The organism is Gilliamella sp. Choc6-1, assembly GCF_001690385.1.
Lineage (GTDB): Bacteria > Pseudomonadota > Gammaproteobacteria > Enterobacterales > Orbaceae > Gilliamella > Gilliamella apicola_A.
The window spans coordinates 45903-64074 of the sequence record NZ_LZHI01000064.1 but is presented as its reverse complement, the minus strand read 5'-3'; the positions used below and the strand labels follow the sequence as shown (position 1 = coordinate 64074).

Genomic DNA, 18172 nt, shown 5'->3' with positions numbered 1-18172 from the left:
AACAATTGAAATAAGTAAAATAATTCTGTGATTTATTTTACTTATTTCACATTGGTCTATTATTTCATTTTTCTTTTAAGCTATAAAGTCAATTATGTTAAATATTTATTTTACTTACTAAGATACTTTATGAATAACCAATCTGGATTTTCATTATTTGAACTTATGATCGCTATTATCGTTATTGCTATATTAACTGCTATTGGTTTACCAGCCTATCAAAGTTATGTTAAAAAAGCAGCAATGACTGATATGTTACAAACAATGGCATCATATAAAACAGCTGTTGAAATTTGTGCTATAGAGCAGGGGGAGTTGGCTAATTGCAATAATGGTAGTAATGGTGTACCAGCAACAAGAGCTACCAATTATGTTACTTCGATAACAGTTAATCAAGGTGAGATAACCTTGGTTGGAAAAAGCGTTTTATCAGCTTTAACAACTACACTGACTCCAGTATTAAATTCTGAACATGGGAATTTAGATTGGAATCGTAGTTGCGTAACTTCGCCTATAGATACAAGTTTAAAGAGAATTTGTGAAGATATTTTCAAATTTTGATTTGGTAGTATTTTGGAACTAGGAATAGTTAATGCAAGAAGAACAATTGATAGAGAGTATTGATAAACTGTTACTTGAAGCATTAAGCAAACGTGCTTCAGATATTCATTTTGAACCTTATCAAAACAGCTATCGTATACGGATGCGGATTGATGGAGTCTTGCAAGAGATGCTTTCACCGCCTCTTTTTCTTGCTAAGCAAATTGTAGCTAGGTTGAAAATTATGGCTAAGTTAGATATAGCCGAACAGCGATTACCCCAAGATGGTCAATTAGTGATTGATAATTATGCAATGCGCATTGCAACCTTACCTGTAATGAACGGTGAAAAAGTTGTTTTGCGAGTAATGGACAATCATGAGACACAACTTTCACTCTACGATTTAGGTTTAACAGAGCAAAATCTTTCTATATTTCAGCAGATTTTAGCTCAACCACAAGGGTTGGTTTTAGTTACAGGGCCTACTGGAAGTGGTAAAACAATAACGTTATATAGCGGATTGAAAATGCTAAATCAATCTTATCGTAATATATGTAGTGTTGAAGATCCTATTGAAATTCCTTTAGAAGGCATTAATCAAACAGCTGTTAATATGAAATCAGGATTAAGTTTTTCAGTTATTTTACGAGCCTTATTAAGGCAAGATCCCGATGTTATGATGATAGGCGAAATTCGTGATCGTGAAACTGCTGAAATTGCTATTCAAGCTGCACAAACAGGACATTTGGTTTTATCTACACTGCATACTAACTCAAGCATTGAAGGTGTAACACGACTAAATCAAATGGGAATTGAAAATTATCTTTTATCGTCGTGTTTAAAACTTGTTATTGCTCAACGATTAGTTCGTAAGCTTTGCCCTTATTGTAAACTAGCAGCAAGTGAGCTTATTATGTTTGGCCAAGAACCCTCACCACATTTTATTGCAACAGGATGTTCACACTGCATTGGTGGATATCTAGGGCGCATAGGTATTTACGAATTTTTATTAGTCACTCGTGAAATTCAGAATCAGATCTTAAATAAACAAGCTATTTCACCATCGAATATGATCACTCTTAAAGAAGCAGGGCAAAAGTTAGTTATAGAAGGGGTGACATCATTGGCGGAGCTACATCGTGTATTAGGAGATTTGATATGAAAAGGCTTTATTATTGGTATGATGATGATTTTTGTCAACATAAAATTATTGCTCGTTCGAGACAAGAAGCCAAACGGCAATTATTATTACAAGGTAAAATAGTAATCAGGCTAAACGCAAGTATATTTATTAGCACTAGTAGTTTTAAACATTCTGAACTGTTAATCATTACTAAACAGATGGCAACTATGCTCAAAGCAGGTTTGCCACTTATTGAAAGTTTAAAATTATTATCGCAAGATAATCCTAAACCACAATGGCAATATCTGCTTATTGAAATCGAGCAACAGGTAGCTAAAGGTGAAACACTATCAAAGGTGTTAGCTTTGCATCAATCAATTTTTCCAAAACTATATTGTGAAATTATTGCTACAGGTGAATTGACAGGTCAACTTGATAAGAGTTTCGAACAATTAGCATTACAACTTGAAAGGTCGATACAATTACAAAAGCGTATTAAAAGCGCCATGCGTTATCCTTTATTTTTATTGTCTGTATCTTTAATTGTTATGTTAGTTATGTTGTTATGTGTATTGCCAAGATTTGTTGATGTTTATGAAAGTTTTGATGCTGATCTACCAGTGTTTACGCAATTTATTATCAATATGTCTACCTATATACAATATAATTGGTTTAAAAGCATTTGTATCTTTATTTTTACTTATGTAATTTATAAATATTATTTGAAAGCAAATTATCAAATAAAAATAGATAGTTGGATAATTAAGCTTCCAATATTGGGAAAAGTTATTCAGGTTAACCATTTAACCCAAATTTTTCAAACTGTTTCAATCACACAGTTTGCAGGAATTCCTTTATTAACTGGCTTACATGCAGCAGCTAATACAATGCACAATACTTATTATCTTAATACTGTTCATCAAATAATAGTTGGAATTGAGAAAGGGTATTCTTTCAGTTCTGTTTTAAAACAACAAACGCTGTTTCCCGATTTATGTAGCCAGTTAATCCATGTGGGAGAAGAGTCAGGTACATTGGATTTAATGCTTCAAAAATTAGCGTGTTACTATCAAGAACAGAGTCAAATATTGATCGATAATTTGTCGCAAACTTTTGAACCCTTATTTATGATAATTTTAGCAGTCATTATTGGTAGCTTAATTGTTGCAATGTATTTACCGATTTTTCAACTTGGCGATGTTATTCATTAATTATGATTATGATTGTTTTTAGTTTAGGGCTATGTTTTGGAAGTTTTATTCATGTTGCTTATTATCGTTTTTCATCAGAGCAATCACTATTCGAGTATTTCAGAGCAATTTGTTTTAATCGTTCCAGGTGCCCTTCCTGCCAACATCTATTAACAGTTTGGCAATTGATACCTGTTCTTTCTTGGCTTATTTTAAAAAGGCGATGTTATTATTGCTTTTGTAAAATTACCTATCGGTGCATTATAGTAGAAATTATAGTGGCCATTATTTTTATGGCAATTTTTTTACATAGAGGTATTGATTTTAAAAGTGTTTTTCTTATGCTACTCGCTTGTTATTTCTTGCTATTGGGCATGATTGATTTTCAATATTACTTATTACCCAATTTTTTCACTCAGCCGTTAATGTGGCTAGGTGTTTTGTGTGCATTTTTTCAATTGTTCAATCATTCATTAAGTGATGCAATGATAGGTATATTGTTTGGTTACCTTTTGTTGAAAATTCCAGCAATGTTATTTTATCTTATAACCAAAAATCATGGGCTAGGGCAAGGTGATATCAAACTGTTTGCCGCATTCGGTGCTTGGGTTTCTTACCAATCTTTACCGATTTTATTGATTATTGCATCTTTATTGGGTATTGTGTATTTTCTTTTCTTACGTTACGTTCTCAATAATAAATCCCTAAAATTCATTCCTTTTGGACCTTTTTTGCTTATGTCTGGGTATTGCTTTTTCTATATTTTATAGATAGTGAATCTAGAGTGCTATTTGTGATTTGTTTTTATTCGATAGGATAGCTTTCTATTTGCATATAACTAAAATTAATAATGATAGTGAAATTGGTTATTTTAGATAAAGCTTAAATCACATTATAGTAGTGATTAGTTTACTGAACCATAACCAATTAATTAAACAAGGAATTTTAAATGACGGCTATTAATGAATTAAAAAATGAGATGATCTCTTGGAGACATTACATTCATGCTCATCCTGAAACTGCATTTAAAGAAATACATACCACCCAATTTATAATTGAAAAACTGCAATCGTTTGGTATTACTGAATTATATACGGATTTTTCTCCAACGGGTGTAGTCGGTCTTATCAAGGGCAATAGAAAAGGTCGTTTTATCGCATTGCGCGCTGATATCGATGCATTAGATATTGTTGAAGAAAATTCATTTGATTATTGCTCAACAATACATGGCAAGATGCATGCGTGTGGTCATGATGGGCATACAGCAATATTATTGGGTGTAGCTAAATACCTTAATTTGTTTCGTGATTTTTCTGGTACCGTTGCAGTTATTTTTCAACCAGCTGAAGAAAACGAAGGAGGGGCAAGAGTTATGGTTGAAAATGGTCTATTTGAACGTTTTCCTATTGAAGCTATATATGGCTTGCATAACCAACCAAATATGGCGTTAAACCATTTTTATATCAATCATGGTGCAATAATGGCATCTTTTGATGTTTTCGAAATCAAAATTACAGGTACAGGTTCACATGCTGCCGCTCCCCATTTAGGTAAGGATTCTATTTTAATAGCAACACACATTGTTAGCACTTTACAAAGTATTGTAAGCCGTAATACCGATCCGTTGAGTGCCCTAGTAGTTAGTGTTACTCAAGTTCATAGCGGTGATACCTGGAATGTGTTACCTCAAAAAGCAGTTATCCGCGGAACGGTTCGTGCCTTTAGTCCTCAATTACAAGATATGGCAGAAAGTAGAATTAAAGAAATAGCAATAGGTATTGCTACTATATTTGAAGCTAAAGCTGAAGTTAATTACCAAAGGCGTTATCCTGTAACAATTAATCATTCAAATCAAGCAGATATTGCCATTAGAGCTGCTACTCATATAGTTGGAACTAATAAAGTTGTGATAGATACTAAACCATCCATGGGAGCTGAAGACTTTGCATTTATGTTGCAAAAAATACCCGGTGTTTATGTATGGTTAGGTGCGGGTAATGGCGCTAACTTACACCATCCTACTTATAATTTTAATGATGAAATATTAATAACAGGTGCCAAATATTTTATTGAAATTGTTAAACAGGAGTTAAGTTAATAAGTATTTTAATGAGTAGAAAATTATAGAATAGAAAAATTTATGCTCATTAAAAACCGATCTAATAAGTAGTGAGAATTGATAATTAATATTTAACAATCATAGCTCAATTCTCATCTATTTTAATAATTAGTCGACAAAATAAATCTTTTATTAATTTATGTTCAGTACATTCTTATATAATTCAATATAGGATATCGTTGATAATCAATAAATTTTTATATTTTTAAATAATCAATAAAAAGATCTATCATCAATTGAATGTCAGGCGGCTGTCTGTATGTCCTTTTATTCTAAATTGTGTATTAAGATCGATGCCATTAGGCAATACTATTTGAACATAAATATCATTATCTTTGTTTAATTTGAGTGCTGCTAAAATTTGCCCACTTTCTCGCCAATGATCATTAATTTGATATTCAATCGTGTCACCTATAATTGGTAAGGCCTCACTCTTGCCCGATAATAAATAGAGCCCTCGTTTGTTGGCACCGCGAAATTCTGCTCTAGCAACCATTTCTTGCCCACAATAACAGCCTTTATCAAAGCTAATAGCATCAAAGTATTGTAAGTTAGAGGCTTGTGGTAATAAACTTTCTATATTGGCGATGTCAATAACAGCATAGCCTGCTTCTAAGTCAAGTTGTAACCATTTATTACATGGTAATAAATCATCTACTATAGGCTCTGGAGTTATCATAATAATGCGAGTTTCTGGTAATGGTAACTTGATATAAGTGATATTATTGTTTGTAATACAGTTTTTATCTTTTAATAGCGAAATAACCTTGCTAGGTATCGCATTTGAAACTAATCCAACCATATTTAAATCTTGAACAGATTCAATAGTAATTTTAGAAAAAATAGCATACTTTTTTAATTCTTCAATTTGCTTTTCAGCAACACTTTTACGAACAATGTAATATATGTCTAATCCTCGCTTAAAGATTAATAAATTACTCCACATTCTACCTTTAGCGTCACAATGAGCAGCAAATATTGCTGATTGTTCAGAAAGTTTGTTAATATCATTAGTAATTTGACCTTGTAAATATTTTTGACTGTCGTCGCCAGAAACTTTAACTAGTTGCCAATCTGCAAGAGAGATTGAATTGCAAAAATAATTGCTCATGATAGTACCTTATTGGAAATAAATGATTCTAGTACCTAGTGGCTAGATTAATTACTTTACAAAGTTTATATAAGAAATTAAAAACAGACAATAAAATCAATCAATAATATTATAGTAAAATTGGTAGGTTGCGGATTTATCAGTGATATCTTAAAAAAATAAATTATTTAATGTTAGAGAAAACTAATTGTCTTAGTTTATTGACTTTATTGATTTTGTATATGAGTTGATGCAAAATGAATCACTTAATGATAAATAAAGTTATATTGGAGGCAAAATCCATGGCAAAACTATCTGGCGCAGAAATGGTTATCCAATCTTTGATAGATCAAGGAGTAAAACAGATATTTGGTTATCCCGGTGGCAGCGTACTCGATATCTATGATGCTATTCATACTCTTGGTGGAATTGAACATATTTTAGTCCGCCATGAACAAGCTGCAGTACATATGGCCGATGGTTATGCCAGAGCAACGGGTGATGTAGGCGTGGTTTTAGTTACATCAGGCCCAGGTGCAACTAACACAATTACGGGGATTGCAACAGCTTATATGGATTCGGTACCGTTAGTAATATTATCTGGGCAAGTTGCTAGTAATTTAATTGGTAATGATGCATTTCAGGAATGTGATATGGTTGGTATTTCACGTCCAATTGTAAAACACAGTTTTTTAATCAAAGATAGCAAAGATATTCCTGAGACTATCAAAAAAGCGTTTTATATTGCCTCTACAGGTCGGCCTGGTCCTGTTGTTATTGATTTACCTAAAGACATTGTTAATCCTGCCAACAAATATAATTATCATTATCCAAAATCTATTGCTATGCGCTCTTACAACCCAACCATACATGGACATAAAGGGCAAATAAAAAAAGCGCTGACCATTTTATTAACTGCTAAAAAGCCTGTTTTGTGTATCGGTGGTGGAGTAATTGCGGCAAATGCCAGTGATGCAATTAAAACGTTTGCTGAAAAATTAAATTTGCCAGTGACTTCAACATTAATGGGGATTAGTGCCTTTCCAGGTACTAATAAACATTATCTTGGTATGGTTGGTATGCATGGTGTTTATGAAGCCAATATGGCTATGCATAATGCTGATGTTATTTTAGCTATAGGGGCAAGATTTGATGATAGAACAACAAATAATGTTGAAAAATATTGCCCAAAAGCTAATATTATTCATATTGATATCGACCCAACGTCAATATCAAAAACGATTATGGCAAGTATCCCTGTTGTGGGTGATGCTAAAATGGTGGTTGAAACAATGTTATTTCAAATTGATGAGCTAAATGTAGAGCGTGATTTAGATGCATTAGTTGATTGGTGGAAGCAAATAGAACATTGGCGATCTCGTCATTGTCTTGTATATAATCACGAAGGTGATCGAATTAAGCCGCAAGAAGCAATTGAAATTTTATATAAATTGACAAAAGGTGATGCTTTTATCACTACCGATGTTGGTCAGCATCAGATGTTTACTGCACTTTACTATCCTTTTGATAAACCCCGTCAATTTATTACTTCCGGAGGGCTTGGTACCATGGGTTTTGGTTTACCGGCGGCTCTTGGTGTTAAATTAGCTTTTCCTAAAAAGTGTGTAGTATGTGTGACTGGTGACGGTAGTATTCAAATGAATATTCAAGAGCTTTCAACTGCATTGCAATATGATTTGCCTGTTATTGTTTTAAATCTTAATAATCGATTTTTAGGAATGGTAAAACAGTGGCAAGATATGATTTATGCTGGTCGTCACTCCTGTTCCTATATGGAATCATTGCCTGATTTTGCTAAAATTGCAGAAGCTTATGGTCATGTAGGTATGGTTATTGCTAAGCGTGAGGAGCTCGAATTAAAACTTAAACACGCATTGGCAATTAAAGATCGATTGGTTTTTGTTGATGTTATGACCGATGCTACCGAACATGTTTACCCTATGCAAGTTCGAGGTGGAGCAATGAATGAAATGTGGCTTAGTAAAACGGAGAGAACTTAATGCGATATATTTTATCAATTCTTACAGAAAATGAACCAGGTGCATTATCTAGAATTATTGGTTTGTTCTCGCAACGTGGTTTTAATATTGAAACAATTACAACAGCACAGACAGAAGATCCTACCATGCACCGCATGACAATACAAACTAGTGGTGATGAACACGTCCTTGAGCAGATCCAAAAGCAGCTACATAAACTAGTTAATGTTTACCGAGTGCATGATTTAACCGAAGGACCACATGTTGAGCGTGAAATAATGCTTGTTAAAGTTGCAGCGAAAGGGGCTGATGCTCGTGATGAAGTTAAACGTTGCGCTGATATTTTTAGAGGATCAATTGTGGATGTAACGGCAACACATTACATCGTACAATTATCGGGGACTAGCGAAAAACTAGACTCATTTTTAGCCTCAATTCGTGAAACGTGCAATATAGTTGAAATTGTTCGTTCTGGTATTATCGGTTTATCGCGCAGTTAGAAAACAGTAAATCCTTAATTTTCGTGGTTAAGAAATTAAGATTCAATTTTTTCAGTTAGTTATTATACAATAGGGTTTATAAGGAATAAGTTACAATGCAGATGTTGGTGGTCGTCTTAATTCAATTTATTGTTTCATTTATTTTTTATCCAATAAAAAAATATAGAAGCACTAAGTATAAAAAAAGCTAATGGCAAGTAGTTCGGTTAACAACTTCAAACCTATTAGAATAGTGACTAAAGACGAAATAAATAGTGTAGAAACATATTTAACGATGACTAGTCAGAAATCTTCAGGGGTAAAAAAGTTATCATTAGTTTCTAAAGATGTGATGTTAATATCCGGTAATTGTTTAAAACAAAATGAATTTTCACATCCCGAAGACACTTTTTCCTATAAAATCGATAATATTGATGTTACATTTCCTTTTAAAATGGACCGTTACCTTAGTGATTTTAACGAAGTTGAAATTGTGCTTACCCAAAATTACGCTATCGCCGTTAAGTTAAATGGTCATAAAATAGATTCAGCATTTAAAGCTATCTATTTGGCAGAACAAAAATATGATAAACAAAGTTCAATGTATTGGTTGAGCAGCACTTCAAAATATCCAGAAGGTGAAAACTTAGATGAAAATATTAAACACACTGTAAGTCCAAATCCTAAACTGAGTAAAAAATTTGGTTACGAAATTTTATCAGTTCGAAAAGAAACACTTCAAGAATCAGCTTGCCGTAATAAATCAAATAAAGGGATAGTCACGGTATTTTTTGGTATTTTTGCAATCAGCTATTTTAATGGTTTTTGGCAAACAAAAGAATTGCACGATCTGTTTTGGTTTGGGGTGAATTTTCTGGCTGCTATTTATTTTTATTACCGTAAACCAAAATCTAAAACAAAAGTGCAATTTATTAATCAAATAAGAGGAAAAATAAATCATAAAATTGCCAAATCACAAAAGATTATAGTTGGCCGTAATTTAGAGTTAAGCTATCCTAAAAATTGGCAATCATTTATTCCTGAAAGTAGTGTTTTTAATATTGAAATGGATGTTGATATAAACAATAAAAAAATTGTTCGCTATGGTTATGCTATGTCGGTTGGTAAAGAGGTTGAACAGTTTGGTCCACCAAGATTTTGGGGGCGTAATTTATGGCTTTTTTTGATAGGAACGTTCTTTATTTATGTTGTCTATACTCAAGCACATGTGAGTGATAATATCTCATTTGCTTATCATCAATTTAATCATGATTCACAACGTTGGTTTTTTGATGATGCATCAAAATTGTTAGATAGCAATATCAAGCCTGGTGATTTATTGTATTTAAACTTGAACGGGGAGTCATGGTCATGTGATAGGCCTGTTAAAGATGATGCTGATATATGCAAAAAAGCATTAATTCACAGTCTAACAACAGGTACATCTTTTCATTTAGTAATATCTAATGGATATTTTCATCAAACCGATGGCAAAGATGAAGCAAATTTACAATTGAGTAAGGCTGTAGATCCAAAAGCTGACAAAAAGTTTTATGCAGATCTTGGTCTGCTCAAAATTTCGGGATTCGTTTCAAAGGTTGATTATGACAGTAATCACACCATTGCAGCATTAACCATAAATACGCAAAGTTTATATCAAACGAATATAAGCGAAAATCTATTGCCAATGTGTTTAAGCCTACTGTTATTTGGGGTTTTAACTTCCACAACCATTTTTAACGGTTTCATGTTGTTGTTGAAACTAATTCAGAATCGACTTCGTAACAATAAAATTAAAAATTTATACGCTAATCGTATAATTTAGAATGATTTTCACGATTATTGATAATATTTAATCGTGAAAGTTGATTAGCTAAACTCGTTATAAGTTTGGCTAATATGCTTGTTGAAAACATTGGTTAAAAATAATTATTTAATTGTGAGCAAGGATGGATTCTGTTATACTATTTTCCCGTCTAATTCATCGTATATTGCATTGGTTTTTATCATTTAGTTTTAGTGCAATATTATTCTATTAAATAAATAATGGTCTGGTATTAATGGTCACGAATTATATCTTTGTTACAGGCGGTGTCGTTTCTTCTTTGGGTAAAGGCATTGCCGCAGCATCACTTGCTGCAATTTTAGAAGCCCGCAATTTAACAGTCACCATGCTTAAACTTGATCCTTATATTAATGTTGATCCAGGTACAATGAGCCCGACTCAACATGGTGAGGTTTTCGTGACAGAAGACGGTGCCGAAACCGATCTTGATTTGGGGCATTATGAGCGTTTTATTCGCACTAAAATGACGCGAAAAAACAACTTTACTACTGGTCGCATCTATTCTGATGTGTTACGTAAAGAGCGCCGTGGAGATTATTTAGGGGCAACAGTGCAGGTTATTCCTCATATCACAAATGCAATTAAGTCGCGTGTGATTGATGGTGCTAAAGGTTTTGATGTTGCGATTGTTGAAATCGGCGGCACGGTGGGCGATATTGAGTCACTGCCATTTTTAGAAGCAATTCGCCAATTAGCCGTTGATGTGGGGCGTGAACATACGTTGTTTATGCATTTAACATTGGTTCCTTATTTAGGATCTGCTGGCGAAGTTAAAACCAAGCCGACGCAGCATTCAGTAAAAGAATTATTATCAATTGGTATTCAACCCGATGTGTTAATTTGCCGTTCTGATCGCATCATCCCTGCTAATGAGCGAGCCAAAATCGCCCTATTTTGTAATGTGCCTGAGCGTGCGGTTATTTCGCTTAAAGATGTTGATTCAATTTATAAGATTCCTGCATTATTAAAATCACAAAATTTAGATTCCTTTGTTTGTAAACGTTTCAATCTTGATTGTAAAGAAGCTGACCTTTCTGAGTGGGAGCAAGTTATTTATGAAGAAGCAAATCCAGTTGGCGAAGTGACCATTGGTATGGTGGGTAAATATATTGCCTTACCAGATGCCTATAAATCAGTTAATGAAGCGTTAAAACATGGTGGATTAAAAAATCGTTTAACGGTGCATATCCGTTATATTGATTCAGAAGATCTTGAATCACGTGGTACCGATTTACTACAAGGTTTAGATGCTATTTTAATTCCAGGTGGATTTGGTTATCGTGGTGTTGAAGGCAAAATTATGGCAGCTCGCTATGCACGGGAAAACAAAATTCCATATTTAGGTATTTGCCTTGGTTTACAAGTAGCTATGATCGAATACGCACGTAATGTTGCTGGTATTAAAGATGCCAATTCAACTGAATTCGTTAAAGATTGTGCTAATCCTATTATCGCTTTAATCACTGAATGGAGTGATGAATCAGGTAATGTGGTTCAACGTAATGAGAATAGTGATTTAGGTGGAACTATGCGCTTAGGCTCACAAATTTGTCATCTAGAACCAAACTCATTAGTATATGGTATGTATAAAAACGAATCTATTGCTGAACGCCACCGTCATCGCTATGAAGTAAATAATAATTTATTACCAGAAGTTGTTAAAGCTGGTTTGAAAGTAACAGGGCTTTCAACAGATAGAAAACTTGTTGAAATTATTGAAATTCGAGAACACCCTTGGTTTGTTGCTTGTCAGTTCCACCCGGAATTTACCTCGACACCACGAGATGGACACCCATTATTCAGTAGTTTTATAAAAGCTGCCAAAGTTTATCAAGAGCAGCAACAAAAATAGTTTTGAATTAACATTAGTAAAATATCTGTCATATAGAGGAAAATAACATGGCAAAAATCGTTAAAGTACATGGTCGTGAAGTGATCGACTCTCGTGGTAATCCAACAGTTGAAGCTGAAGTTCATTTAGAAGGTGGTTTTGTTGGTCTTGCAATTGTACCATCTGGTGCATCAACAGGTTCACGTGAGGCGTTAGAACTTCGCGATGGTGACAAATCTCGCTTTTTAGGTAAAGGTGTTCTAAAAGCTGTTGAAAATGTTAATGGTCCAATTGCAAAAGCTGTAGTAGGTAAAGATGCATTGAATCAAGCTACTATCGATCAAATTATGCTTGACTTAGACGGAACTGATTTTAAATCTAATTTAGGTGCTAACTCAATTCTTGCTGTATCTTTAGCAACGGCTAAGGCCGCAGCGGCTGCTAAAGGAGTTCCACTTTATCAACATATTGCTGACCTTAACGGCACTCCAGGTCAATACTCAATGCCATTACCAATGATGAATATCATCAATGGTGGTGAGCATGCTGATAACAACATCGACTTACAAGAATTTATGATTCAACCTGTTGGTGCTAAAACAGTACGTGAGGCAATCCGTATGGGTTCAGAAGTATTTCACAATTTAGCAAAAGTTTTACATGCTAAGGGCATGAATACTGCAGTAGGTGATGAAGGGGGATTTGCGCCTAACTTAGGGTCAAATGCGGAAGCATTAGCATGCATTAAAGAAGCAGTAGAAAAAGCAGGTTATGTTTTAGGTAAAGACATCACTTTAGCAATGGACTGTGCTGCATCTGAATTCTATAACAAAGAAACGGGCAAATATGTATTGAAAGGTGAAGGCAACAAAGAATTCACTGCTCAAGAATTTACTCATTACTTGGAAGGTTTAACTAGTGAATATCCAATCGTATCAATCGAGGACGGTTTAGATGAAAGTGATTGGGAAGGTTGGGCTTATCAAACTAAAGCATTAGGTCACAAAATCCAATTAGTAGGTGACGATCTATTTGTAACTAATACTAAAATCTTCAAACAAGGTATTGAAAAAGGTATTGCCAACTCTATCTTAGTTAAAGTAAATCAAATCGGTACATTAACTGAGTCTATCGCTGCGGTTAAAATGGCGAAAGATGCAGGTTATACAGCGGTTATTTCTCATCGTAGTGGTGAAACCGAAGATTCTACAATCGCTGATTTAGCGGTAGGTTTAGCTGCGGGGCAAATTAAAACTGGTTCAATGAGCCGTTCTGATCGTGTAGCTAAATACAATCAATTAATTCGTATTGAAGAAGCTTTAGGTTCAAAAGCACCATTTAACGGGCTAAAAGAAGTTAAAGGTCAATAATTATTTTGCAGTTTGATCTATCGTTTAATAAAAACGGTGACTTGTTCGCCGTTTTTTATTTTCATCAACTTTTTTAACAATATATAGAAATAGTTGCGCTGATTTATATTGTGTTATACTCTTTGCACCTTGTATTCATGACTTATTTTTAATATATAATTGGTATTTCTTAATTTAGTCATCGCATTAATGTTTTCAATTAACTAGCTCAATTTAAATTTTTTCCTTATGAATAATATTACGAATATGTCTAAGCCAAAAAGTAAATGGCAATTATTTAACTGGCTTTGTACAGGTAAACTACCGTTAAATGAACTGTGGCTTAAAGCGACCTATCGTTATAAGTTTTTTTTAAGAACCTTATTTTTAAAAACAATTACACTTAAATGGCTCGATAAATTAAGGAAGTATCCTTTACTTGGGTATTACTTTTCATGCCAGACTAATTTGCCATGTAAGTTACAACGTCCATATTTGTCATCTTGTCTAACGCAAAAAGAACGTTTTGCTGCATTATCTTACCATTACGATTTTTTATCGCAGCACCCAGATAGTATGACAAAAGCATTTTATAATCCAGATTCACCTTATGTGCTAGCTAATTTAATAGTAAAGAATGATGTTAATATACAAATAGCCATTCAAGCGCGAAATAAATTTGCACGAGAAGGTGAAATAAGTCTTTATTTTTTTGATAATGAAGGTGTTGATTTGGCAACATTAACCTTTTGTATCATTGAATATCAACAAAAAACGACTCTGTTTATTGCAGGCTTACAAGGTAGTGGATATGCCGATGCAAGATCGCGTGTACAAAAAGCAACTAAAAACTGTTATGGATTATTTCCTAAGCGAGTGTTGATTGAAGCTGTATCAGTTATTGTTCATTATTTCCATTTAGAGCAAATTGTAGCCGTTGGAAATCAAACTCATATTTACAATAACTGGCGTTATAACAGTCGTCAGGAACAAATCTTATCTGATTATGATAGTTTTTGGTTAAGCATTGATGGTAAAAAAAATACCAAAGGTTTATTTATTTTACCAAACAAAATAGAACGAAAATCGATAGAAGAAATTGCTAGTAAAAAGCGTTCTGAGTATCGTAATCGTTATGCTTTGCTAGATCAAATGGCAAATGATATAGAAACACAATTAGCCTCTTTAACATAATTTAATATAAAGAGTATAGTAGTATTAAAAAGGAAAAGATAAATTGTAAGTTAGGAGATAAAGTATGTATTTTGGTATCCTTATTGCTCTGATTCCAATGTGTATAGGTTATTTGTTTAAATTCAAAAGCCAGAAATGGATAGATACGATTAACCAAACATTAAGTTGGATGATTTATTTAATGTTATTTATTATGGGCGCTGAACTTGCCCATATGGATAATCTAACTACTAATTTGCAAATTATTTTATGTTATGCCTGTGTTATTTTTGTTTGCTCGTTTGGCGGTAATTTTATTTTTTTAATTATCTTTGACTATTTTTTTACTTCCAAGACCAATAGCTTAACTCAAACTTATACATCACCTTTTAAGATGATTTTTGAATCATTACGTGTTTTTATTGCATTAATTATCGGATTTATTTGTGGATTATTGCCATTATTTATTTGGCAATATGCTGAAAATATAACTCAGGTTATACTGGTTTTTTTATTATTTTTAGTCGGAATTCAATTACGCAGTAATAATATTTCAATTAAGCATATTTTAATTAATAAAATAGGGGTGATGGCGACTATCTTGGTCGTTATGAGTGTTTTTTTAGGAGGAATAATTGCATCATTTATTTTAAACTTGCCTGTTCGCGTTGGTCTTGCAATGTCATCGGGATTTGGTTGGTATTCGTTATCGGGTATTTTAATGACAGAAGCGCATGGTGCTATTATTGGGAGTGCCACATTTTTAAATGATATTCTACGTGAAGTATCTGCAATATTATTAATTCCTATATTGATTAAACGTTATAAATTGACTGCACTTGGTTTGTGTGGGGCTACTTCAATGGATTTTACTTTGCCAATGTTACAAAAAGGAGCTGGTGTTATTATTGTTCCTTCAGCAATGGTTCAGGGTTTTTTGCTAACTTTGTTAATGCCAATTTTTATGGGACTGTTTAACTATGGATAACAAAATATAATTAAAAGTAATTTATTAATAAATCGATAACTATTCCTTTATATTACAATAACATTCTGTTTTCGATTTTTAAAACAGAATCTATAATATCTTAAGCTCTAGTTTATCATTATATAAGCGCTATAAAATTGCTCTTATAATAAAATTTTTAATCACATGAACTTACCGTCATATAACCAGCCTAAAATAGCTTATATTCAAAATTGGCATAGTTATTGCTATATGATACACTGCAGTAATCTAAATAGTTTGAGTGAATTATGATTACTAGAACGATTGATTATTGTGCTATTGGTCAGCGTCTACGTGCGTACCGAATCGCAGCCTCTTTGAAGGCTGAAGATGTCGCAGAAAGTCTTAAAATTTCAAGAGCAGCAGTATATCGGTTAGAAAAAGGTGAGATCGTTAAAATTGACACTCTAGAGCGCTTAGCTTTCTTACTCGACACGTCTTTTGCTAGTTTACTTGGTATTGACACTGAGTACTATTCGAGTGGTGAAGGCTTTTTTGAACGCATGCGCCAACTAGAACAGCAATCAACTCATATTTATTCTCACTTTGATCCTTTTTCATTTTTATTAACCTCTTCTGATTATTTGCCTCATTTAGCAATGATGTTAAATGAGGCAAATAAATCCATAGATCCTCAAAAATATGCAACTACCTTGTCTATTTTAAAAGATCGTAAAGCTCAGTTCCATCAATCAGTCCCAAAAGTTATTAATTTAATCAGTTTACGTAATGTAGAACGTTTTTTACATATTGGTTTGGTAGGTAATTTAGCTATTTCGCCAGGTAAAAAATCGGAAAGAATGTTACTAGCACGTAAAGAAGTTTATCACTTAATTCAGTTAATTGAACAGCAATCCCTTTCGCCAACGATTGCTATTACACAAGAAGCAATTCCGTCAATTACTTTTCAGATTTTTTATCAAGATGAGAATCCTATTTCATTAGCAATTAGCCCGTTTCGATTAGGTGAGTTACCTAATGTTACTACTGGTATTGCTTCGATTACCTCATCTTACGATGCAATTAAACGGTATCGTCATTTATTTGATAAGCTATGTGAAAATAGTGCTAAAAATAAGCAAGCAATTGATTTATTGAAAGCGACGTTAGAAAAATTTTAAAGAAGATTAAAGAGAGCCCTTATGTTATCCTTAACATTACAACCGATAAAAAGATTTAATGGTACAATCAATTTACCTGGTTCAAAAAGTATTTCTAATCGTGTGTTATTACTATCAGCATTGAGTAAAGGTAATACACGGTTAACGAATTTACTTGATAGTGATGATGTGCGTTATATGCTTGATGCTCTTGCGACGTTAGGTGTGAAGTATCAGCTATCACACGATCGTACGATTTGTGATGTGCAAGGTGTAGGCGGTATTTTGCAATCCGACCATGCATTAGAACTTTTTTTGGGTAATGCAGGCACAGCAATGCGTCCTTTAACTGCTACGTTATGTCTTGGAAATAATAATATTGTGTTAACGGGCGAACCTCGCATGAAAGAACGCCCAATTGGTCATTTGGTCGATGCTTTGCGTCAAGGTGGAGCTAAAATTGATTATCTTGAAAATGAAGGTTATCCACCACTACATATTCAAGGCGGCTTTACAGGTGGTGATATCAAAGTTGACGGTTCGGTCTCTAGCCAATTTTTAACAGCGTTGTTAATGGCTTCGCCATTAGCAAAACAAGACACTGAAATTACTATTATTGGTGATCTTGTTTCTAAACCTTATATTGATATTACAGTCAAAATGATGGCAATGTTTGGCGTTACTGTAGTTAACAATAACTATCAATCATTTGTTATCAAAGCAAACCAAGATTATCAATCGCCAGGCGATTATTTGGTTGAGGGTGATGCTTCTTCTGCTTCTTATTTTTTAGCGGCTGCAGCAATTAAAGGTGGCACTGTTCGTGTTACAGGAATTGGTAAAAAAAGTTTGCAAGGCGATACGCAATTTGCTCATGTGCTTGAAAAAATGGGCGCTAAAATCACTTGGGCTGATGATTATATTGAATGTTCACATGGTGAATTAAATGGTATTGATATGGATATGAACCATATTCCCGATGCGGCAATGACAATTGCTACAACGGCATTGTTTGCTAAAGGTCCTACTACGATTCGTAATATTTATAATTGGCGAGTGAAAGAAACTGATCGCTTATATGCAATGGCGACAGAATTAAGAAAGGTTGGTGCAACTGTTGATGAAGGTCACGATTATATTACTATTATTCCACCAGTTAAATTAAATCATGCTAAAATCGAAACCTATAATGATCATCGTATTGCTATGTGTTTTTCGTTAGTTGCATTATCTGATACACCAGTGACGATATTAGATCCTAAATGCACAATGAAAACTTTTCCTGATTATTTTGAACAATTTAAACGATTAAGCGAACAATAA

General features: G+C 33.5%; 15 protein-coding genes. 14 read left to right on the top strand and 1 reads right to left on the bottom strand.

The annotated features are described in order from the left end of the window. Positions 1–129 precede the first annotated feature (129 nt). The 5 genes from ppdD to A9G36_RS08055 all read left to right on the top strand — a co-directional run bounded on the left by ppdD (position 130) and on the right by A9G36_RS08055 (position 4951). The gene (gene ppdD / locus A9G36_RS08075; protein ID WP_034943189.1) at positions 130–561 is read left to right on the top strand and encodes a prepilin peptidase-dependent pilin; all 432 of its coding nucleotides are present in this window, start codon (positions 130–132) and stop codon (positions 559–561) included. Between the two features lie 31 nt (positions 562–592). Then, positions 593–1702, top strand: coding sequence for an ATPase, T2SS/T4P/T4SS family (locus A9G36_RS08070; protein ID WP_051824960.1), 1110 nt, complete (start codon positions 593–595; stop codon positions 1700–1702). Beyond that, positions 1699–2874, top strand: a complete 1176-nt coding sequence (gene hofC, locus A9G36_RS08065; RefSeq protein WP_081295256.1) for a protein transport protein HofC — start codon at positions 1699–1701, stop codon at positions 2872–2874. Before A9G36_RS08070 ends, hofC begins: the two co-directional genes overlap by 4 nt. 2 nt (positions 2875–2876) lie before the next feature. Further along, the gene (locus A9G36_RS08060; protein WP_065568860.1) at positions 2877–3623 is read left to right on the top strand and encodes a prepilin peptidase; all 747 of its coding nucleotides are present in this window, start codon (positions 2877–2879) and stop codon (positions 3621–3623) included. 179 nt (positions 3624–3802) lie between these two features. Continuing rightward, the gene (locus A9G36_RS08055; RefSeq protein WP_065568859.1) at positions 3803–4951 is read left to right on the top strand and encodes a M20 aminoacylase family protein; all 1149 of its coding nucleotides are present in this window, start codon (positions 3803–3805) and stop codon (positions 4949–4951) included. A gap of 253 nt (positions 4952–5204) precedes the next feature. On the opposite strand, the gene ygfZ is transcribed toward A9G36_RS08055, so the two are convergent. Further along, complete coding sequence (gene ygfZ / locus A9G36_RS08050) at positions 5205–6083, bottom strand: tRNA-modifying protein YgfZ (protein ID WP_051824954.1); 879 nt, start codon at positions 6081–6083, stop codon at positions 5205–5207. A 281-nt stretch (positions 6084–6364) separates the two neighbouring features. Here ygfZ and A9G36_RS08045 point away from each other — a divergent pair, with 281 nt between their 5' ends. From A9G36_RS08045 to aroA, 9 genes are all read left to right on the top strand, one after another. Continuing rightward, positions 6365–8083, top strand: coding sequence for an acetolactate synthase 3 large subunit (locus tag A9G36_RS08045; protein WP_034943185.1), 1719 nt, complete (start codon positions 6365–6367; stop codon positions 8081–8083). Beyond that, a complete protein-coding gene (gene ilvN, locus A9G36_RS08040; RefSeq protein ID WP_034943182.1) occupies positions 8083–8562 on the top strand; it encodes an acetolactate synthase small subunit in 480 nt (159 codons plus the stop codon). The genes A9G36_RS08045 and ilvN overlap by 1 nt, the downstream gene beginning before the upstream one ends. Before the next feature lie 190 nt (positions 8563–8752). Continuing rightward, complete coding sequence (locus tag A9G36_RS08035) at positions 8753–10366, top strand: IgaA/UmoB family intracellular growth attenuator (protein WP_081296682.1); 1614 nt, start codon at positions 8753–8755, stop codon at positions 10364–10366. Between the two features lie 235 nt (positions 10367–10601). Next, on the top strand, positions 10602–12239 hold the full coding sequence (pyrG, locus tag A9G36_RS08030) for a glutamine hydrolyzing CTP synthase (protein ID WP_065568855.1): 1638 nt from the start codon (positions 10602–10604) through the stop codon (positions 12237–12239). 47 nt (positions 12240–12286) lie between these two features. Beyond that, the gene (gene eno, locus A9G36_RS08025) at positions 12287–13588 is read left to right on the top strand and encodes a phosphopyruvate hydratase (RefSeq protein ID WP_034943174.1); all 1302 of its coding nucleotides are present in this window, start codon (positions 12287–12289) and stop codon (positions 13586–13588) included. Between the two features lie 246 nt (positions 13589–13834). Continuing rightward, a complete protein-coding gene (locus tag A9G36_RS08020; protein ID WP_162174510.1) occupies positions 13835–14761 on the top strand; it encodes a VirK/YbjX family protein in 927 nt (308 codons plus the stop codon). A gap of 64 nt (positions 14762–14825) precedes the next feature. Then, a complete protein-coding gene (locus A9G36_RS08015; protein ID WP_065568854.1) occupies positions 14826–15728 on the top strand; it encodes a lysine exporter LysO family protein in 903 nt (300 codons plus the stop codon). Positions 15729–15997: 269 nt separating this feature from the next. Further along, positions 15998–16870, top strand: a complete 873-nt coding sequence (locus A9G36_RS08010; RefSeq protein WP_034943167.1) for a helix-turn-helix domain-containing protein — start codon at positions 15998–16000, stop codon at positions 16868–16870. 21 nt (positions 16871–16891) lie between these two features. Further along, positions 16892–18172: a 3-phosphoshikimate 1-carboxyvinyltransferase gene (gene aroA / locus A9G36_RS08005; protein WP_065585618.1), complete on the top strand. Its 1281-nt coding sequence runs from the start codon at positions 16892–16894 to the stop codon at positions 18170–18172.